The following is a 20,552-nucleotide window of genomic DNA, read 5'->3' on the forward strand; positions in this document are numbered from 1 at the left end:
TTCCAAATCGGTTGTTTTTAATCGAAAATATGATAACTCATGGGCAGTTTTACGCGTCAGCAAGCCATTTGGCAAGGCTTAAGCGAAATTTGCCGCAACAGAATGTCACAGCCTGCCACTATCAACGACTTTAATTAGCTTGAACCTCACAAAATTTAATCCCATGTTCTGTACTTGTTATATTTATCTGCCAATTAGATTCTGCTATAGTGCCGCCTCAGCCACCCTACATAAATTTGGGCTTATAGCATTGCTATAGCGCCCCTCAGAAATTGGAAATATAGGCTGATGACTCAGTTTCAAGGTTCGCACATCCTTTCGGTAAACCAACTTGATTTGGAAGCCGTAGAAAAAGTTTTCTCTGTTGCTACTCGCATGACTCCCTATGCTTTAAGACAAAAACGTACCACTGTTTTAGATGGCGCAGTTTTAGGCAACCTGTTTTTCGAGCCTAGCACCCGTACTCGCGTTAGTTTTGCCAGCGCCTTTAGTTTACTAGGCGGCCGAGTTAACGAAACCGTGGGTATGGCGTCTTCATCATTATCTAAAGGCGAGTCTCTTTACGACACTGCCCGCGTATTATCGAGCTACTCAGATGTGATTGCTATGCGTCATCCTGATTCATTCTCGGTACGTGACTTTGCCAAAGGCAGCCGCGTTCCCGTTATTAACGGTGGCGATGGCTCAAATGAGCACCCTACTCAAGCGCTGCTAGATCTATTTACCATCCAAAAAGAACTTGCCGCTGGTGGCCGCGATATCAGCGGTATGAATATCGCCATGGTAGGCGACTTGAAATTTGGCCGCACGGTGCACTCACTTTCTCGTCTGTTATGTATGTATAAAGATGTCAGCTTCACACTCGTATCACCAAAAGAGCTAGCAATGCCTGACTCTGTGATCAATGACATTGAAAATGCTGGCCATAAGATCACAATAACAGACCAACTTGAAGGCAATTTAGATCGCGCTGATATACTCTATCTGACGCGTATTCAAGAAGAACGCTTCCCCTCTCAAGAAGAAGCGAACAAATACCGCGGTAAGTTCCGTTTAAACCAAAGTATTTATACACAGCATTGCAAGTCAAACACTGTGATCATGCACCCGCTACCACGAGACTCTCGTGAGCAAGCAAATGAATTGGATAATGATCTTAACGATCACCCAAATCTGGCTATCTTTAGACAGGCTGATAATGGTCTGCTGATCCGCATGGCGCTGTTTGCACTGACGTTAGGTGTTGACTCTCAACTTGAGCAGTACGAACGCCCAGTTAATTGGTATTCACGAAAAGCTGATTTCTAAGTCGGCTACAAATTTAAGGATTAAAAATGACTCGTTCTGACGAACTATTTGAACAAGCTAAAAAGACCATCCCAGGTGGCGTTAACTCTCCAGTACGTGCATTTTCAGGTGTGGGTGGATCGCCACGCTTTATCGAAAAAGCTGATGGCGCTTATATTTTTGACGCTGATGGCAAAAAATATATCGACTACGTAGGTTCTTGGGGCCCAATGATTTTAGGCCACAACCACCCAAAAATTCGTGAAGCAGTACTAAAAGCAGTTGAAAATGGCCTATCATTTGGCGCACCAACTGAACTTGAAGTCACTATGGCTGAAAAAGTTATCGAAATGGTTCCTTCAATGGAACAAGTTCGTATGGTGAGCTCTGGTACTGAAGCGACAATGAGCGCTATCCGTTTAGCACGTGGTTTCACCAACCGTGATAAGATCCTTAAGTTTGAAGGCTGCTACCACGGCCACGCTGACTGCCTACTAGTAAAAGCTGGTTCTGGTGCACTAACTCTGGGTCAGCCAAGCTCTCCAGGTATTCCTGAAGATTTCGCTAAGCACACGCTAACAGCAACTTACAACGATTTAGATTCAGTTAAGGCTATCTTCGAGCAGTACCCAGAAGAGATCTCTTGTATCATCATCGAGCCTGTTGCTGGCAACATGAACTGTATCCCGCCAATCGACGGTTTCTTACAAGGTCTTCGTGCTATCTGTGATCAGTACGGCGCACTGATGATTATCGACGAAGTAATGACAGGTTTCCGCGTTTCTAAGAGCGGCGCACAAGGTCACTACGGCGTAACACCAGATCTAACTACTCTGGGTAAAGTTATCGGTGGCGGCATGCCAGTGGGGGCTTTCGGTGGTCGTAAAGATGTGATGCAGTTTATCGCACCAACGGGCCCAGTTTACCAAGCTGGTACTCTGTCTGGTAACCCAATTGCGATGTCTGCAGGTCTTGCTCAAATGGAAGCGCTTTGTGAAGAAGGCGTTTACGAGCAACTAGCTGCTAAGACTCAGTACATTGCTGAAGGCTTTAAAGCTGCTGCTAACAAGCACGGCATTCCAATGGCAATCAACTACGTTGGCGGCATGTTCGGTTTCTTCTTCACAGACGAAGAAACTGTAACTAACTTTGCTCAAGTCACTAAGTGCGACACTGCACGATTTGCTGAGTTCTACCACCTAATGCTAGATGAAGGTGTTTACCTAGCACCTAGCGCTTATGAAGCAGGTTTCTTATCGCTTGCTCATAGTGAAGAAGAGCTTGAAGCAACTCTTGCTGCAGCGGATCGTGTTTTTGCTAAGCTTGCAAAGGCTTAATTTAAATAGATAAGCGGTACGTCTATAAATAAAAAAGGAACACTAAGGTGTTCCTTTTTTTGCTTTAAATAACTAGTGAGTTAAGCCATTGCTACCAGTTAAGAAGTTTAAATCGCTGGTACTTTGAATTTGCTACCTTGAATCGCTAACACTACATCTCTTGGTCTTATCTCTACAATGGTGAGTTTGCCTTGGATACTATCGCCCTCTTGCAGCTCTGCCCCATCAACATTTAACCAGCGGTTATCTGGTGCAGTTGAGTACACATGAGCATTAATACTGAACTCTGGAACTTGTAGCTGAAGACCTGCAGGTAACTGACCATACTTAGGAATGTCATCCGATTTAGGCGTAGCTGGGATAGGATCTAGCTTAGGCTCTGTCACTGGAGTGGCGACTGAGTTATCACGCTCTACGTCCTTAAGGGCTGCCTCAAACGCCGCTAACAGATTATTGTTATCAGCCACTTCCGTACTTTTAAGACCGACATCATTAGCGGCGTCTTCAACTTGATGCTTCAGCGATGCTAACAGCTCGTTGCCACGCTGATTACTATTCGCACCGAGAATGATAGGCTCCAGATCCGTTTGCTCACTTGCTTGGCTGTTTACTTGGCTGCTCACTTTAGAGTCAGCTTGAGTCGAAACAGGCTGACGGCCTTGCTCTACACTCTGCTGCGCTTTTAGCAATGCGGCCATTAAATCACCTGGCTGCTCATCTACTAGGTTATTGGTTGTCTGCACCGAATGAGTAACCTTTGCAGCTTGAGTTACCGCTAGAGGTTGAGCTAATGGCAGCGCGACCTTTCCGGCAAGACGGATCTCAGTTTGCTCGCCTTGTTGTTCATACAAAACTTCATTTGATTGAATGGCTAAGTGATTAGTCTCGTTATGATTTAAGCTATTACTTAAGCTAGCACTCTGAATTTGAGGCATATTTAACGCTGAGGTAGGCTTTATACTCTCAACTTGGCTAGAGGTTGAAACTAGACTCGCTGTAGGGTAAACAACTCGCGTTAATAACCAAGCTGCTACGACCATAAGTAGCGCTAAACAAACAAAAACAGCTGCGTATAGCAGCCCTCTTGCCGACTCCCGTTTCGCCTTATATTGCGCTCTTGGAGTTAACACCACATCATGAGTCACCGCTTGGGTTTGCTGACTATTTCTTGTCACCGCATCGAGTAAAATCGACATTAATACAACCTCTTGCTTTGACCTAGACGCGGTCCAGCATCACTTAAGTATAAGTTTAGCTGTATCAGGGTTTGCGTCCCCGCGATGCCGTCGGCACTCAAACCATGTTGGCGCTGAAATGCTTTTAACTGCTGTTCTAATTCAGCGTCAAAATGATCGACCAGTCTCGGCGCTCTGTCATTTATCCGTGCCAGACTATTTTCTAACCATTGGATCTGCGCCTGATTGGCTGACTGCCCGATCTCTTTAGGCTGATTATGAGGCGCTTGCCAGAGGATCTCGAAGGTGCCAGTAAAGTGTCGAGTAAACCAATCGCGGCTCACCCAAAGCTGCTGCTCATTTAACTGCAATAGAATTTGCTCGCCCTGACGAGATACCACTGTGCCATAGAACGCTTGCTGGTTATCATCGACGAGGTAGACAACTGCAGGGTAATTAAGTCGCACTAATGAATGCCAGTTTCCCTGCTGTTGAAAACAATCTAAACCTTGCTGCTTAGCCGACTGACATGCTGACAAGCCGATATAAGGTACCTTGCCCCAAAGACCTAAGATACTGGCGTAAGCCGTATCTATCTCATGACTTTGAGCAATAGCACTATTTAGTACCTGCTGGCTGCTACTTAGGCTATTGGTATTTCGAGTAGCAGGAACTTGAGCTACACCTTGATTTGCCATTTTATCGGCACTGATACTCGCTATTTGATTTTGCCCTGCACTCAAACTTGGATTTGTTTTCTGATGTAGATTGGGGCTTGCAGCTGTGCTGCCTGCTGGTGAGAACAGGTAAAATGCAATACCAAAAGTAGCAAGCAAAGATGCTGCGATACTCACTGGCAATAACAAACTCTTCTTCTCAGGCTCTTCACCTAATACCTCAGCCGAGGCAAGACGCACCATCTTGCTATCAATAGGCACCTTTGACTGCGCATAACTCGCCATCAATGCCCGCTCACACAGCAAATTAATCAATCTTGGTATACCGCCACTGTATTTATGTAGCGCCTTAATCGCACTCTTATGAAACAGTGGCTCATGACGCCCTGCAACCTGCAAACGATGCTGTACGTATAACGCCACCTCTTCTATCGTTAACGGCAGAAGATGGTAACGCGCGGTTATACGCTGAGCTAATTGACGCAGTTCCTGCCTCTTGAGCAATTGCTGCAATTCTGGTTGGCCAATTAAAATGACCTGCAATAGCTTCTTAGTATCAGTTTCTAAGTTGGTTAATAGCCTTAGCTGCTCAAGGACTTCCGCTCTTAAGTGCTGAGCTTCATCGATAATAAGCACGGTATTACGATCTTTACTGTGATTTTCCAGCAAAAACTTACTGATTAAATCGGTTAGCTGTTTAAGACTCGGTTCATCGCCATAAACAATTCCTAACTCATCGCACAGCGTGGCCAATAATTCTGACTCTGTAAGTGAGGGATTTAGAATAAATGCGGTATCGGTATTATCCGGAAGTTGTTTCAATAAGCAGCGAGATACAGTGGTTTTACCCGTTCCCACTTCACCGGTTAACAATACAAAACCACCCGTTTCACCCAGTCCATAAGTAAGATGTGCCAAAGCTTCTCTATGACGATCACTCAAGAACAGATAATGAGGGTTGGGTGCGATAGAAAATGGATTGTCATTTAAGCCAAAGAAAGCCTTATACATGCGAGCTTGTATCCTTTTAAAACTATGATGAACCAGCGAATCACCTAGCTGGACTTTTATGTGTATTTTTCTAAATTTTAAATACACATTGAAAACACACAGTTTATTACCGTGATTTTCGAGTCAAAACTGTTTCAATTTTCTTTAAAGGCAAACGGCCCTTACAGCCGTATCTACAGCCTAAACTTGTAATTAAGACTCAAGTTAAAGCCAAGGGCAATACTTGTCAAAATTTGCAGTAACTTATTAAGCTAAAGTAAGCTCAATATCAAATAGCGCGTAAGATATTGCCAATTATACCTGTATCTTTGCTCCTAGAAAGGACAAGTGATCACCTTATCGCACTATGCTTCTAACCCTGCGCTTCCATGCTACACTCGCCTCTAAGTTATTAAGTGAGAATCCCTGTGAAAATTTACCTTGTTGGCGGTGCTGTCCGCGATAAATTACTCAAGCTTCCGGTTAAAGATCATGACTATATGGTCGTTGGAGCGACACCTCAGCAAATGCTTAGCCTTGGCTACAATCAGGTTGGTAAAGACTTCCCTGTATTTTTACATCCCAAAACAGGGCAAGAGTATGCTCTTGCACGTACCGAACGCAAAACCGCGGCTGGCTATGGTGGCTTTAGTGTCGATGCTGCACCTAGCGTTACCCTTGAGCAAGATCTGTTGCGTAGAGATTTAACCATTAACGCCATCGCACAAGACGACGAAGGTAAGCTGTACGATCCTTACTTAGGTGTAGAAGACATAGAAAAACGCACTTTAAGGCATGTATCAGCAGCCTTCGTTGAAGATCCTCTACGCGTTCTTAGAGTCGCTCGTTTTTCCGCCCGCTTTCACTCACTGAAATTTACCATCGCACCAGAAACCCTTGCGCTAATGACAACCATCAGTCGTAGCGGAGAATTAGAGGCATTAACTGCCGAACGTGTCTATATGGAACTCGATAAGGCGCTTGCTACCGATAACCCACAAGTCTTCTTTCAGGTACTAAAAGACTGCGGTGCACTTGCGGTACTTTTCCCTGAAATTGAGGCACTGTTTGGTGTGCCTCAGCCAGAAAAGTGGCATCCAGAAATCGATACCGGCGTCCATACCCTAATGGTGCTTGAGCAAGCAGCCAAGCTAAGCGACGATAACTCAGTACGATTTGCCGCACTGGTTCATGATCTAGGCAAGGCTTTAAGCCCTAAAGAGCACCTGCCAAAACATCATGGTCACGGCCAAAAGGGCCTGCCTTTAATCAGATCGCTTTGTGAACGTTTTAGGGTGCCAAACGAATATCGAGACTTAGCCCTACTCGTTAGCGACCAGCACCAAAATATTCACAAAATAACCGAACTTAGAGCCGATACTCTAGTTAAACTGTTTGATAAAGCAGACTTTTGGCGTAAGCCACAACGGATGGAGCAACTATTACTAGCCTGTGAAGCCGACTCTAAGGGTCGAACCGGGTTCGAACTTAACCCTTACCCTCAAGCTTATTATCTTAAGCAGTGTTTTGCTGCCGCAGCAGCAATAGACGTGCAGGGCATAATAGAACAAGGCTTTAAAGGAGCGGAGATCCGCGAGCAGTTGAGTATTAAGCGGATTGCAGCGGTTCAGACAGTCAAAGAGTTACAAACAAAACAGCATTCATAAAAAAAACATAAAAGTTACTTTTATATACTAATATTATAGGTGTATTATTTGTAAATAATTTACACTTAGCTTGCAATTGCACAAATTTTCACTAAGTTATTCAGAGCTTAGCGTTAAAAGGCATAGCAAAATTTTTTCTCTGTGACATAATTAACAGGTTCAGTTGTGATGTGCAGCTGTACTTATTTAAACCAACCTATCTAAAGGGAATTCCCGATGAATAAAAAAGTACTTATGATTGCTGGTGTAGCAATGACTGCCCTACTAGGTGGCTGTGCAAACACTACTGCTCTTGAAGAAAGCGTTGCAAACCTAGGTAACAAAGTTGACCAGCTTTCAGCTGAAGTTAGCACTCTAAAGTCAGATCACGCTAAAATGTCTGCAGACATCAACGATGCTGCTGCAATTGGCGCTGCTGGTCTTGCTGAAGCTGAACGTGCTAACGCTCGTATCGACAACGTAGCATCTTCTTACAAGAAGTAATACGTTTAGGAGCTTAACCTATTTTCAATAGGTTAGATCCAAAGGCTTGGTTTCAAGTATCGCACTTGACCAAGCCTTAAATTTATCTGTAATCCCCAACTAAATTTAAACCAATCTATAGATAATAAAAAAGCGCCCAATGGACGCTTTAACACTCATTTCATACCGATCAGTTTAGCTCTGAATGTTGACAGGGATCCCCGCTTGAGTCAGCAGTGCATCGTTAGCTTTACTGTAATCGACCTGCTCTTTACCTATAAACTCAACCACGCCACGCTTCATCTCTCTTACCGTGTTATCGCCGCCCTCTGCAGTCGATAACGGTGAATGCACCTCTATCAACTGGCGACCATCTGGTTCTGTAGAAGTCTTAACGGTTTCGTTAATGATAGTGACCTGATCGCCATATTTTACTTTGTCAAACAGCCACTCGATATCATCAGGATTCAAACGAATACACCCAGCGCTCACACGCATGCCGATACCGAAGTCCTTGTTAGTGCCATGTATAAGATAACTACCGTCACCATAAGACAGCTGAATAGCAAATTTTCCGAGTGGATTTTCAGGGCCGGCCGGTACTACTCGTGGCAAGACTTCTCCCCGCTCTTCTAGGTGTTCTTTACGAATGCTAGCTGGAGGCGTCCAGCTTGGATTAGGGATCCGAGACTTAATTCGAGTTACCATCTCTGGCGTTTCACGCCCCACACGCCCAATCCCTACAGGGAACACATGCACCTCTTTACCACCTTTCGGGAAGTAATAAAGTCGTAATTCGGCTAAATTGATTACCACACCTTTATGTGGCACATCAGGCAATAGCATTTGGCTTGGGATTAACAAGCGGGTGCCAGGTGTCGGTAAAAATGGGTCTACACCAGGGTTAGACTGCATTAACTCCAATATCCCGATATTGTATTGCTTAGAGATCGTTTGGAAATAATCCCCCTTCTGCACGACGTGTTCCTGTAACTCCCCAACTAGGCGACTGCCGTTCTGAGGAATTGAGTAAACATTGGCAAAAGAAGTAAGTGGCAAACATGCCAAGATGAACAACAGCAAAGTACGCATCATCAGTTTTTCAGTTTCCGTTTAGTTCAATAAGCAAAGGTTACCCTGAGCACAGATTATTTTCTAGTCATCACGTTAATTACGAAGTCAATTTCTAGTGCATCGAACTGCGTATTTTGGATTTGATGTCTCACTTTATCATTGGCTCGCCATGCATAAGGTGTCATCTCAAGCAAAGCAATAGCCTGCTCACCCGATACATTTGCCGTCAAAGATAAGCGCTCGCTATGTAGTAACTCAAGCTCTTTAGGTAGGTTCTCACTAACGGGTTTCTCTGATAAATCCGGGTAGATAAACTCACGGATTTGCCATAGATGTCTCGGCCCCGCAGCTACTTGTAGCAAGATACCATCTTGCTTTAACACTCGAGTTAACTCTTTACCTTTTAATTGCTTGTCAATCAAAGTGACCAAGTCAAAACTTTCATTGGCAAAAGGCAAATGCTTTAGTGTTGAAACGATATACGTTGGGCTAGGTTCCGCCTTAGCCGCAGCAAAGATTGCATTCTCAGCCTCGCAGATCCCAGTCTGTGTTAATGCAAGTTCAGGTCTTAGCTCAGTTAATATCCCCTTGACGGTACGTAAGAAGTAACCGTCACCACAATCAAAATCTAGCTGAGATAGCGTCTCGGCTGAAGCCACTTGAGGTAACTCGGCAATAACCTTTGCAATCGCTTGCGCTAATGGAATATAGATGCCTGATTCAAGCACATAGCGCTTAGCACGCATAACCGCTCGTGAGTCTGCCTTAGGTTTTTTAGGCTGGCTAAATACCCAGTAGCCCTGCTCATTGACATCAAAGTGATGCTTATTTTCACAGTGCAAGCCTTTCGACTCTTCATGCACCATAAATGGTGACTGGCATACAGGGCAAAGATAAATACTATTCATTACACACTCATCATTAAAAATAGGAACTTTCAATTTTGCTAAAACGAAAACTAATTATAGGAAAATAACACCACAAAGTACTGCGCCTAGCGCTAGGCGATAGATAACAAAAGGCGTCATGCCCATCTTGCTGATGATCTTCAAGAAGTAGTGGATACAAATATAAGCTGCAATAAATGACACTAAAACACCAAGGCCTAAAGCTTGAAAATCAATAGCTTGGCCACTTTCCAGCAGGTCTTTAGTCACCAAGATAGCCGCACCTAAACTCACAGGTACAGACATTAAAAACGAAAAACGCGCAGCCGCTTCTCGGCTTAAGCCTAGCATCAGCGCTGCAGTAATCGTTGCACCAGAGCGAGAAGTGCCGGGAATTAAGGCCATTGCCTGTGCAATACCTATCACTAAGGCTTTTTTCCAGCCCACTTGAAATTCAGTAAAGCCTTGGCGCTGCATTCTGTCAGCCCACCAAAGTAATAAACCAAAAAGAATAGTGGTAGCTGCAATCACCTCAATATTCCGCAGGTGCGTTGAAATAAAGTCTTTTGCAGTGAAGCCAACGATAACGGCAGGAATGGTGGCCAAAATAATCCACCACGCAAGCTTACTCTCTTGAGTCTGCTCTCGGCTTACAATGCTGCCTGACCAGGCTGTAAACATCGACCATAGCTCACGGCGAAAATACATCACCACAGCGAGTAAAGAGCCAGTATTTACAGCTACGTCAAAAGATAAACCTTGGTCTTCCCAACCTAAAAGCTGAGCGGGTAAAATAAGGTGTGCAGAACTTGAGATCGGCAAGAATTCGGTGAGGCCCTGAATAAGAGCCAATATAATCACCTGAAAGGTATCCATAACTATCCTAAATAAAAAGAGGTTTACGCTGACCAGCTAAACTCAACAGGCCATAGTGATTGTTGACTCTTATCGTAATCATTCCAAAGCGCTTGATACGACTGATTGACAACTGGGTGGTTCAAAGTAGGGGCTATTTCCGCTAATGGCCACAAAACGAAGGCATTATACAAGATTTCAGCTCTTGGCAACTCAATAGGCTGCTCACTAACAGTATCGTCATACAGCAATAGATCTAAATCTAAGGTTCTTGGGGCAAACTTCTTAGCACCTTTAACTCGACCATGGCTCTGCTCAATCTCTTTAAAGCAACTCACAACATCACTTATCGATAACTGAGTCTGCGCAGCAACCACCATATTAAGAAAGTTTGTTCCCTCAAAGCCCACTGCTTCGCTTTCAAATACCGATGATAATTCGAGCGAATCAAAGTGAGTATCTAGGTCCGTTAAGGCGGCCTTTAAATGGCGTTCAGGATCGATATTGCTACCCAAACTTATAAAGATTGTTGCCATCTACGCATAACCTCTTTCAATCTCAACACCCACAGCAGTCGCTGACGGTATAGCACCGGGCTTCATTACCTTGACCTTGACCCAAGGCACATTAAATTCAGTCATTACACAATTTGCGACCATCTCAGCCACGGTTTCAATCAACTCAATTGGCTTTTCAGTGATCAATGCCGTTAATCGATTCGATACCGTTTCATAACACAGCGCAAATTGGTAATCATCGCTCTCGGCTGCGGGACGGTTATTCCAAGCCATATCTAAATCAATAAGTAAGCTTTGGTGGATCTGCTTTTCCCACTCATAGATCCCAATAACGGTTTCAATTCTAAGTTCTCTAATCAGTACTTTATCCATGATATCTCCAAAACTTTAAGCCATGACACTGAGGTCAGATAAGCTAAAACGGACAAAAGGGATATAATCCGCCACAAAGCTGAAATATTAGTCTAACGCTCTTTCTAACGAGACCAAACCAAAGTAGGATAAGTCTCGTTATATAAAGAATGACTAAAAAGCTGTCGCCTTAAATAGCAAGCTTGCTAACAAAGCATTACAGACCATATTTCACACGCTTGTTACCCACTAAAGGCGTAACTCCGTTATAAAAAATAGCAGCGCATTAATTATGTGGCGCGATGATACCCTAAGACGAATAAGGAAACCAATTTGACCGTAACAGTACTGACCATTGTGATGATATTGGCTGCCTATTTGGCAGGCTCGATATCGAGTGCTGTTCTGGTATGCAAAATGCGTGGACTACCCGATCCTCGTAGCCAAGGTTCAGGCAACCCTGGAGCGACCAATGTACTACGGATCGGCGGCGCCAGTTCGGCAGCATTGGTGCTGTTTTTCGATATGCTAAAAGGTGCAGCCCCGGCTTACCTAGCCTTTAGGCTCGGCGTCGATCCCATCGCGCTTGGTGTTATTGCTATCGCAGCCTGTCTAGGGCATATTTTCCCGATATTTTTTAACTTCAAGGGCGGCAAAGGTGTCGCGACGGCTTTTGGTGCCATGGCGCCAATCGGCCATGACTTAGCGCTCTGCCTCATGGCCTCTTGGATAGTGCTTGTCCTCGTCACTCGTTACTCGTCCTTTGCTGCTATCTGCACAGCGCTACTCGCGCCCGTTTACACTTGGTGGCTCGATGATCGCTTCACCATTCCAGTTGCCATGCTGTCGACACTAATTGTTATCCGCCATAAAGATAATATTAAGCGACTACTCAAAGGTGAAGAGTCTAAGGTCTCTCGCAAGAAGAGTTAACAGCGCTTTCCCCGAATAACCTATGTGTTAAGCAGCCGTTAATAACGCTTACGTTTGGCTTTAATCTTTCTTCCTATTTGTAGCGCTAATGCTTCGCATTAGCTAATCATCGTAAAATTGCGTTTTAACAAAGCCTCTCTATACTTTCTTCGATTGCTTTTTAACAAGCCCAACTTATAATTGCGCCGATTTTGACTGGGTAGCCCGTTTTCCCAAATAAACTACCCGTTCTGACACTACCTCGAATACAGTGCTCACTTCTTATGAGCCTGCCAGTAAAGCTATCGTGTTCTCTTTTTTTGAGTACCTCTTTATGGTTCCACAATTAAGTGAAGCTGTGATGGATACCATTGCAGATGCATTGGTTGAAACCGGTTATATCGTTCTATCCGACACACTTCCGCCTTCGGTATGTGAGCAGTTATTACACAGCTCCAAGAATGCAACTTGGGATGATTTTCGCCCAGCCGCAATTGGTCGTGGTGGCGAGCAACAACTCGTCGATAGCATTCGCAGTGACCAAATCCGCTGGCTGTCTGAACAACGACCAGCAGATAAGTTATACCTTGATCTTATGACACAACTGCGTGAGGGCATAAACAAACGCCTATTTATGGGGCTGTTTGATTTTGAAAGCCACTACGCCATTTATGAACCAGGGGCTTTTTATCAAAAGCACTCAGACGTTTTGCAAGGCTCCAGAAATAGAATCTTAACCTCTGTACTCTTTCTTAATCAGGACTGGCAGCCTGAACACGCTGGTGAGTTGGTTGTTTATGATGAAAATGACAACAAGATTGAAACCATTGCACCAGAATTTGGCAAGTGGGTGGTATTTTTAAGCGAGCGCTTTCCTCACGAGGTGCTACGTACCGAAGTTAATCGTTACAGCATCGCCGGCTGGTTCCGCGTCAGTAATGCCAACCACGGCTTTTAATAGATAGTAATTAGAAATAAAAACGGCGCTCAATGAGCGCCGTTTTTGGTTTTCTTTTAGCCTTAATCTACAGGCTCTAGCGTATCAAGCGGCCATCTTGGCTGACCTTTTACCGCTAAATCTTCAACCTGCCCGGCCTTTAAACGCTGCAAACCTGCATAAGCGATCATCGCGCCATTATCGGTACAAAACTCACCACGCGGGTAATATACTCTACCGCCTAAACTCTGCATCATCTCAGCTAACGATGAGCGTAGTCGAGTATTCGCGCTTACGCCGCCAGCAATGACAAGGTTCTTATAACCAGTTTGCTTGAGTGCTCGCTTACATTTAATAGCTAAGGTATCGACAACGGCCTCTTCAAACGCACAGGCGATATTGGCACGAGTTTGTTCATCTTTTGGCTCAGCCGCGATGGTGTTTGCAGCAAACGTTTTAAGGCCTGAGAAACTCATGTTTAGCCCAGGCTTGTCAGTCATAGGACGCGGGAAACGATAGCTATTTGGCACGCCTTTAGCCGCTAGTTTTGAAAGTCTTGGACCACCTGGGTAATCCAGTCCCATTAGCTTAGCGGTTTTATCAAACGCTTCACCGGCAGCGTCATCAACAGACTCACCAAGTACTGTATATCGGCCAATGCCTTCGACACCCACAATCATTGAGTGCCCGCCAGAAACTAACAAGGCAAGGAATGGAAATTCAGGTACGTCATCTTCAAGCATTGGCGCTAATAGATGTCCTTCCATATGGTGTACACCAATTGCTGGCTTATCCCAAGAAAAAGCTAAAGCGCGGCCAACACAAGCCCCCACTAATAGGGCGCCGATAAGACCAGGTCCCTTGGTGTAAGCAATACCATCGAGATCGTCGATGCTCATATCCGCATCGGCTAAGGCTTGACGAATTAAAGGCACAATTTTTCGAACATGGTCGCGAGATGCTAGTTCAGGCACCACTCCACCATAATCTGCATGCAATTTAACCTGACTATAGAGCGTATGCGACAGCAAGCCCTTTTCATCATCATAAACCGCAATACCTGTTTCATCACAGGATGTTTCTATACCTAAAACCCGCATTATTTGTCGTCTTTGGTTAACATAACTGGCGCCAATTCTACCTGCTGTGCTTTAATTACTCCATAGCCCTATCGCAGTCTGGGGATAATTTCATCTAATATGCCTTATTCTGATCACTTTAAGGGGTTTACAAGTGGGTGCGACTCGGTATAGAATTCCGCACCATTTTTAAATAATCTGAGTCAAGTAATTGTCTCAATACAACCTACACCTAAGGGGTGATGGCGTATGCCAATTATTAAAGTACGTGAAAACGAACCATTCGACGTAGCTCTACGTCGTTTCAAGCGCTCTTGTGAAAAAGCTGGTATCTTAGCTGACGTTCGCGCTCGTGAATTCTACGAGAAGCCAACTACTGCACGTAAGCGTGCTAAAGCCGCTGCAGTAAAGCGTCTAGCTAAGAAGCTTTCTCGCGAAAACGCACGTCGCGTACGTTTATACTAATCTCATTATGAGCCTAGTTGATCAGCTAAAAGACCAAATGAAAGAAGCCATGCGCGCGAAAGAAAAGCTGCGTTTGGGGACGATTCGTATGGCACTAGCCGCCGTTAAGCAAGTTGAAGTGGATACCCGCGAGACTCTGACTAACGACCAAGCTATAGCGGTCTTAACCAAAATGGTAAAACAGCGTCGTGACTCTATTGCTCAATACGAAGCAGCAGGTCGTGACGAACTAGCACAAATTGAAGCAGATGAAATTCTAGTTTTAGAAAAGTTCTTGCCTCAACCTCTTTCCGAAGAGGAAGTTATTGCGCTAGTTGATGCAAGCATCGTTGAGATGGGAGCATCCACCATGGCGGATATGGGTAAAGTAATGGGAGCATTAAAACCAAAGGTAATGGGTAGAGCTGACATGGCGGCAATTGGCGCTATGATCCGTGCAAAACTCAAATAACTTTAGTTTTATTGCATGAATGAGCCGTGCTTCTGCGCGGCTTGTTTGTTTTCGATATTCCCAAACTTGAGTTCACAAAGCGTTTGATTTCACGAAACGTCTGATTTCAAGTAACTTTTAATTTCACGTAAAAAGGCGGCATTTAACAATCTAATGGCGATACCTCGTGATTTTATTAATGAGCTAGTTGCTCGCACTGATATTGTCGATCTAATCGACCCCAAAGTGCCCCTTAAAAAGGCGGGTAAAAACCACTCTGCCTGTTGTCCTTTTCATAGCGAAAAATCTCCCTCTTTCACCGTTAGCAGAGATAAACAGTTTTATCATTGTTTTGGCTGCGGCGCGCACGGCAACGTCATCGATTTTGTCATGGAATATGACCGACTCGACTTTGTTGATGCTATTGAAGAACTCGCCGGACAACTCGGACTCGAAGTCCCAAGGGAACAAGGCACAGGTAAGCCACGCGACCAAGAACTAAGCCGTGATTTATATCAGCTAATGGAAGAAGCTAGTAACTTCTTTCAGAACCAACTTAGACAACATACAGATAAACAAAAAGTCCTTGATTACCTTGAACATCGAGGCCTTTCAAAAGAAGTGGTTGAACACTTCAATATCGGATTTGCACCCGATGGTTGGGATGGCTTACTGAGCCGTTACCGCCAAAACCAAGATTCGCAAGACAAGTTACTTACCGCCGGTATGGTTATTGAGAATGATAGCGGTAAACGCTATGACAGATTCCGTGACCGACTCATGTTTCCTATTCGCGATAGACGCGGACGAGTCATTGGCTTCGGCGGCCGAGTATTAGGAGAAGGTACGCCAAAGTACTTGAATTCTCCAGAAACGCCCATATTTCATAAGGGCAATGAGCTTTACGGCCTTTACGAATTAAAACAGCGTCACCGCGATCCACAAAGAGTCCTTATTGTTGAAGGCTATATGGATGTGGTTGCCTTAGCGCAATTTGACGTTGACTATGCAGTCGCCTCCTTAGGCACCTCGACAACAGCTGATCAATTTCAGTTATTACTTCGTAGTGCAAAAGAAGTTATCTGCTGCTACGACGGTGATAAAGCAGGTAAAGAAGCTGCATGGCGAGCACTAGAAACGGCGCTCCCCTTATTAAAGCCTGGTAATCAAGTTCGCTTTATGTTCCTGCCAGAGGGAGAAGATCCCGATACGCTAGTAAGACAAATCGGCAAAGAACAGTTTGAATCCCAAATCGACCAAGCTATGGCACTACCCGAGTTTTTGTTCGAGAACTTGGCAAAGACTTACGGTAACGAAGATAAGAGTGTTTTGGCAAAAAATGCCATTAAACTTATAGAGAAAGTACAGGACACAGTATTACAGAGCCTGTTACTCGAAGATTTAGCACATAAGCTAAGAATGAATGGTGCAGACGAACTTAAACGAAAATTTAATTTTTCAGCTAAAGCGGCTGAAAAGCCGAGTCAGCACAAAGCGTTGAAAGGACGCGGTACTCCTTTGCGATTAGCCATTGCATTGCTAGTACAGCATCCACGTTTAGGTGAAAAACTACCTGAGCAACCAGCGCTAAAACATATACAGATGGCCGGCATTGACTTGCTGACCCTTGTATTAGATTTAACTCGCGGACAAGTGATAAGCAGCGCACAACTACTTGAACAGTTCAGGGGCGATAACCAATTCAGCACCCTAAAAAAACTGACCCAATGGGATCATCAAGTGGCGGATGAAAACTTGCTTCAAAAGTTAAAAGAAACACTCGTTTGGTTAAACAACCAGTATCTTGAGCAACGATACCAAGAGCTGAGTATGAAGAAGAACCTCACGAAAGAAGAGTGGTTACAGCTTAGTAAGCTAATTTCAGTGATTAAAAATAAGGCTTAATTAAAAATTCAGCCTCAAAAGTAAACACTTGGACTAGCACAGAGAAGCACCGAAGGCTATAATTGACGACTTGCGTGGCTGTTTTTTGCCCGTCGTTTTAACAGTTTCCCAACTTGGATGATATCTATGGATCATACTCCGCAGTCGCAACTTAAATTGTTGCTCGCCAAAGGTAAAGAGCAAGGTTACTTAACCTATGCAGAAGTGAACGATCACTTACCTGCAGACATGGTCGATTCTGACCAGATTGAAGATATTATCCAGATGATCAATGACATGGGTATTCGAGTCTATGAACAGGCTCCGGATGCTGATGAAATCATGATGTCTGAAGACAGCACCGATGACGATGCTGCAGAAGAAGCCGCTGCTGCACTTGCAACAGTTGAAGCTGAATTAGGTCGTACGACTGACCCAGTACGTATGTACATGCGTGAAATGGGTACAGTTGAACTTCTAACACGTGAAGGCGAGATTGTTATCGCTAAGCGTATCGAAGAAGGTATTAACACGGTTCAAGCATCTGTTGCGGAATACCCGCAAGCGATTGCGATGATCCTTGAGCAATACGATCGTTACGAAGCAGAAGAAGTAAGACTTTCTGATATTATCTCTGGATTTGTTGACCCAAATGCAGAAGATGTTGCCCCAACAGCAACTCACGTTGGTTCAGAGTTATCTGATGATGATTTAGATGACGAAGATGACGACGATGATGATGACGACGATGACGATGCAGAAGAAGAGGAAGGTCCAAAAGGTCCTGATCCTGAAGAAGCAAAAGAGAAGTTTACAACACTTCGCGTTGCCCATGAAAATGCATTAAGAATCATTGCAGAAAAAGGCCGTGGTCACCCTGAGTCGACTGTAGCACTATTCGAAATTGGTGAGATCTTCAAAGAGTTCCGTTTGATGCCTAAGCAGTTTGACCGCTTAGTTAAGAACATGCGCTCTATGATGGACAAAGTTCGTGTTCAAGAGCGTTTGATCATGAAGCTTTGTGTTGAACAAGCCAAAATGCCGAAGAAAAACTTCGTCAAAGTTTATACCAGCAATGAAAGCAGCATCGAATGGTTCAACGATGAACTTGCATCAGGCAAGCCATATGTAGAAGGTCTACAAATGGTTGAGTTCGATGTACAGCGTTGTCGTGCCAAGCTTGATGCAATTGAAGTTGAAACTGGTCTAGCGATCGGTGCAATTAAAGATATTAACCGTCGTATGTCTATCGGTGAAGCGAAAGCTCGTCGTGCGAAGAAAGAGATGGTTGAAGCGAACTTACGTCTAGTAATTTCTATCGCTAAAAAGTATACCAACCGTGGTCTACAGTTCTTGGATCTTATCCAGGAAGGTAACATCGGTCTGATGAAAGCGGTAGATAAGTTTGAATACCGTCGTGGTTATAAGTTCTCAACTTATGCAACTTGGTGGATCCGTCAGGCGATCACTCGCTCTATTGCTGACCAAGCAAGAACGATCCGTATTCCAGTACATATGATTGAGACTATCAACAAGCTTAACCGTATCTCTCGTCAAATGCTGCAAGAGATGGGTCGTGAACCTTCTCCTGAAGAGTTGGCAGAGCGCATGTTAATGCCTGAAGATAAGATCCGTAAGGTACTTAAGATTGCTAAAGAGCCAATCTCAATGGAAACCCCTATTGGTGACGATGAAGATTCGCACTTAGGTGATTTCATTGAAGATACGACGCTTGAGCTACCACTTGACTCAGCGACAGGCGAAAGCTTGAAAAACGCAACTCACGAAGTACTAGCGGGCCTAACAGCTCGTGAAGCTAAAGTACTGCGTATGCGTTTCGGTATCGACATGAATACTGACCACACACTTGAAGAAGTGGGTAAGCAGTTTGACGTAACACGTGAACGTATTCGTCAGATTGAAGCTAAAGCGCTACGTAAGTTGCGTCACCCTTCTCGCTCAGAGATCTTAAAGTCATTCCTAGACGAGTAGTCTAGTAATTGAGCCATCGTTTACTCGATGCATCAAATGAAAGCTGCCTAAGGGCAGCTTTTTTTTTGCAAAAAAATCGAGCCAACCAAAACCACATAGCAAATGAAGCAATCATTCGAGTATTAGCGTGAGAGTTTATCCCCATAATCAAGCGTGTAACAGCTTGCTATGGCTTTGAATTCCGCTAAAAAGTTAGCTTAATAGTAAAGCCTGCAACTAAAACTCACCAATATTGATTAACAGATAAGCAGTCGTGCAAGTATAAGCACATTTCGAGCAAAATCTCTGGTGACAAGCGCTTACAAACCTCGTATACTTCTCAGCGCTTTCGATAGTGACGACTATCTTAAGTCGGCCCCTTAGCTCAGTTGGTTAGAGCATACGACTCATAATCGTCAGGTCCACAGTTCAAGTCTGTGAGGGGCCACCAATTTAAAACGAAGAAGCCCATTGATTCAATGGGCTTTTTTGTACCTGAAATTCAAGAACTGCTATTTTGCGAGTTTTGAACTTAGGACCCATCGCACACATATCGCACAAAACCATGCAACCCAGTGCAAAAGGGGTGCAATTTCAATACTAATCCTTTTTGTCTTCGATTCAAGTTTTGAGTCCAAACACTTTTCACTCCGAAACAATAACCAGATGATAAAAACAAAAAAAGCGCCCACCTTCCGGTGAACGCTCTTAAATAATGAACTGATGAGTATTAGCTAGATCAGCGTTGACCAATCGAATGCATCATCTTCCGCTGGCTTTTTAACAGCAGCTTCAACATCACCGTTCTCAGCGGCTGTATCCGCCCTATCACAAGCACTATCATTAGCGGCCATATCTTGCGGCATTAAGTTACTCACAAACTCCTCAAGATCGCTGAGCAAGTATCGAATAGCCCCATTTTCTTTAATGAACCGAGGAGCCAGACCATCATCTATCTTGGTCGATTTTTTTGAGCGACTTTTCTGCAATGCACTCAAAGAGCAACTTATAGCTGCCGCAGCTTCTACTTCAGTCAATAATACTTGGTTTGCAATAGCTAACATTTTAAGGGCTCCTTTGTAGACACCCTTAAATTTTAAGCTAGATGAAAAATTCCAAAAAATTCTGGTTAAGCTCTAATGTGGAGTTAAATGTTGTGAGCACCTACCTCAATTTAAATCCTCACACTTTCTTTCGCTGATGACTCAACAAGTACAGACCAGTCAAATTGATCTTCTTCCTGCTCAATATCAAGCGAAGTCGGAATAGCAGGAGCTTCGGTTAGGTAAATAGGAAGTCTCAAGCTCAGTGTAGAAATCCTTAGCGCCCTTTTCAGCTTTAAATTGACGTAAGGCCCCAACACTATAGCGAACCCCGCCTAAATGCTTCACAAAAGTCGGTGCTAAGCCATTTAAAATCCTAGTGTCGCCTTTGGTTCGACTTTTCTGCAAGGTGCTAACTGAGAGCTTAAGATATTCAGCCGCTTCGACTTCTGTGAATAGTAGTTTTGTAATTTCTTGGCGCATTCGGTAACTCCTCTATTAGAAGAACCGAACTTTAAATAAAAAAATAAAAAGTCAGAAATCGGGGGTTA

At 44.2% G+C, this 20,552-nt stretch carries 20 protein-coding genes and 1 tRNA gene; 11 read left to right on the plus strand and 10 right to left on the minus strand.

All coding sequences use genetic code 11. The features are described from left to right. Positions 1-288 precede the first annotated feature (288 nt). Together K5Q73_RS10445 and hemL are read left to right on the plus strand one after the other, a co-directional pair. Complete coding sequence (locus tag K5Q73_RS10445) at positions 289-1,308, plus strand: aspartate carbamoyltransferase (RefSeq protein WP_220765743.1); 1,020 nt, start codon at positions 289-291, stop codon at positions 1,306-1,308. 26 nt (positions 1,309-1,334) lie between these two features. Next, complete coding sequence (gene hemL / locus K5Q73_RS10450; protein ID WP_220765744.1) at positions 1,335-2,624, plus strand: glutamate-1-semialdehyde 2,1-aminomutase; 1,290 nt, start codon at positions 1,335-1,337, stop codon at positions 2,622-2,624. A 107-nt stretch (positions 2,625-2,731) separates the two neighbouring features. Here the strand turns inward: hemL and K5Q73_RS10455 are convergent, their stop codons facing one another. Further along, positions 2,732-3,820 (minus strand): general secretion pathway protein GspB, encoded by a 1,089-nt coding sequence (locus K5Q73_RS10455; RefSeq protein ID WP_220765745.1) that lies wholly within the window; start codon positions 3,818-3,820, stop codon positions 2,732-2,734. Next, entirely contained in the window at positions 3,820-5,487 is a 1,668-nt protein-coding gene (locus K5Q73_RS10460) for an ExeA family protein (protein ID WP_220765746.1), read from the minus strand. Before K5Q73_RS10460 ends, K5Q73_RS10455 begins: the two co-directional genes overlap by 1 nt. 407 nt (positions 5,488-5,894) lie before the next feature. On the opposite strand from K5Q73_RS10460, the gene K5Q73_RS10465 reads away from it, so the two are divergent. Together K5Q73_RS10465 and K5Q73_RS10470 are read left to right on the plus strand one after the other, a co-directional pair. Then, positions 5,895-7,133 (plus strand): multifunctional CCA addition/repair protein, encoded by a 1,239-nt coding sequence (locus tag K5Q73_RS10465; protein WP_220766142.1) that lies wholly within the window; start codon positions 5,895-5,897, stop codon positions 7,131-7,133. A 216-nt stretch (positions 7,134-7,349) separates the two neighbouring features. Then, positions 7,350-7,616, plus strand: coding sequence for an Lpp/OprI family alanine-zipper lipoprotein (locus K5Q73_RS10470; RefSeq protein ID WP_220765693.1), 267 nt, complete (start codon positions 7,350-7,352; stop codon positions 7,614-7,616). A 174-nt stretch (positions 7,617-7,790) separates the two neighbouring features. Here K5Q73_RS10470 and K5Q73_RS10475 read toward each other — a convergent pair whose 3' ends face one another. Genes K5Q73_RS10475 through folB form a run of 5 tightly spaced genes read right to left on the minus strand, consistent with a single transcriptional unit; the run spans position 7,791 to position 11,301 of the window. After that, complete coding sequence (locus tag K5Q73_RS10475) at positions 7,791-8,690, minus strand: L,D-transpeptidase family protein (protein WP_220765694.1); 900 nt, start codon at positions 8,688-8,690, stop codon at positions 7,791-7,793. A 53-nt stretch (positions 8,691-8,743) separates the two neighbouring features. After that, positions 8,744-9,577, minus strand: a complete 834-nt coding sequence (locus tag K5Q73_RS10480; RefSeq protein WP_220765695.1) for a putative RNA methyltransferase — start codon at positions 9,575-9,577, stop codon at positions 8,744-8,746. A 54-nt stretch (positions 9,578-9,631) separates the two neighbouring features. Then, a complete protein-coding gene (locus K5Q73_RS10485; RefSeq protein ID WP_220765696.1) occupies positions 9,632-10,432 on the minus strand; it encodes an undecaprenyl-diphosphate phosphatase in 801 nt (266 codons plus the stop codon). Positions 10,433-10,455: 23 nt separating this feature from the next. Beyond that, positions 10,456-10,947 (minus strand): 2-amino-4-hydroxy-6-hydroxymethyldihydropteridine diphosphokinase, encoded by a 492-nt coding sequence (gene folK / locus K5Q73_RS10490; protein WP_220765697.1) that lies wholly within the window; start codon positions 10,945-10,947, stop codon positions 10,456-10,458. Beyond that, entirely contained in the window at positions 10,948-11,301 is a 354-nt protein-coding gene (folB, locus tag K5Q73_RS10495; RefSeq protein WP_220765698.1) for a dihydroneopterin aldolase, read from the minus strand. It abuts the gene before it with no gap. A gap of 312 nt (positions 11,302-11,613) precedes the next feature. Here folB and plsY point away from each other — a divergent pair, with 312 nt between their 5' ends. Both plsY and K5Q73_RS10505 read left to right on the plus strand, forming a co-directional pair. After that, a complete protein-coding gene (gene plsY / locus K5Q73_RS10500) occupies positions 11,614-12,213 on the plus strand; it encodes a glycerol-3-phosphate 1-O-acyltransferase PlsY (protein WP_220765699.1) in 600 nt (199 codons plus the stop codon). 313 nt (positions 12,214-12,526) lie between these two features. Continuing rightward, positions 12,527-13,150, plus strand: coding sequence for a 2OG-Fe(II) oxygenase (locus K5Q73_RS10505; RefSeq protein WP_220765700.1), 624 nt, complete (start codon positions 12,527-12,529; stop codon positions 13,148-13,150). Between the two features lie 62 nt (positions 13,151-13,212). On the opposite strand, the gene tsaD is transcribed toward K5Q73_RS10505, so the two are convergent. Continuing rightward, positions 13,213-14,229 carry a tRNA (adenosine(37)-N6)-threonylcarbamoyltransferase complex transferase subunit TsaD gene (tsaD, locus tag K5Q73_RS10510; protein ID WP_220765701.1) on the minus strand — a complete coding sequence of 339 codons (1,017 nt, stop codon included), beginning with the start codon at positions 14,227-14,229 and terminating at the stop codon, positions 13,213-13,215. A gap of 228 nt (positions 14,230-14,457) precedes the next feature. Here tsaD and rpsU point away from each other — a divergent pair, with 228 nt between their 5' ends. From rpsU to K5Q73_RS10535, 5 genes are all read left to right on the plus strand, one after another. Then, positions 14,458-14,673, plus strand: coding sequence for a 30S ribosomal protein S21 (rpsU, locus tag K5Q73_RS10515; RefSeq protein ID WP_006080725.1), 216 nt, complete (start codon positions 14,458-14,460; stop codon positions 14,671-14,673). Between the two features lie 7 nt (positions 14,674-14,680). Continuing rightward, complete coding sequence (locus K5Q73_RS10520) at positions 14,681-15,124, plus strand: GatB/YqeY domain-containing protein (protein WP_220765702.1); 444 nt, start codon at positions 14,681-14,683, stop codon at positions 15,122-15,124. A gap of 153 nt (positions 15,125-15,277) precedes the next feature. Beyond that, positions 15,278-17,008: a DNA primase gene (gene dnaG / locus K5Q73_RS10525; RefSeq protein WP_220765703.1), complete on the plus strand. Its 1,731-nt coding sequence runs from the start codon at positions 15,278-15,280 to the stop codon at positions 17,006-17,008. A 126-nt stretch (positions 17,009-17,134) separates the two neighbouring features. Beyond that, a complete protein-coding gene (rpoD, locus tag K5Q73_RS10530; protein ID WP_220765704.1) occupies positions 17,135-18,979 on the plus strand; it encodes an RNA polymerase sigma factor RpoD in 1,845 nt (614 codons plus the stop codon). A gap of 353 nt (positions 18,980-19,332) precedes the next feature. Then, positions 19,333-19,409: transfer RNA gene (locus K5Q73_RS10535), tRNA-Ile, on the plus strand. Positions 19,410-19,692: 283 nt separating this feature from the next. Here K5Q73_RS10535 and K5Q73_RS10540 read toward each other — a convergent pair. Together K5Q73_RS10540 and K5Q73_RS10545 are read right to left on the minus strand one after the other, a co-directional pair. Further along, on the minus strand, positions 19,693-20,022 hold the full coding sequence (locus K5Q73_RS10540; RefSeq protein ID WP_220765705.1) for a hypothetical protein: 330 nt from the start codon (positions 20,020-20,022) through the stop codon (positions 19,693-19,695). 186 nt (positions 20,023-20,208) lie between these two features. After that, on the minus strand, positions 20,209-20,484 hold the full coding sequence (locus K5Q73_RS10545) for a hypothetical protein (RefSeq protein ID WP_220765706.1): 276 nt from the start codon (positions 20,482-20,484) through the stop codon (positions 20,209-20,211). Positions 20,485-20,552 lie beyond the last annotated feature (68 nt).

The sequence above is a fragment of the Shewanella sp. MBTL60-112-B2 genome (assembly GCF_019655055.1).
GTDB lineage: Bacteria > Pseudomonadota > Gammaproteobacteria > Enterobacterales > Shewanellaceae > Shewanella.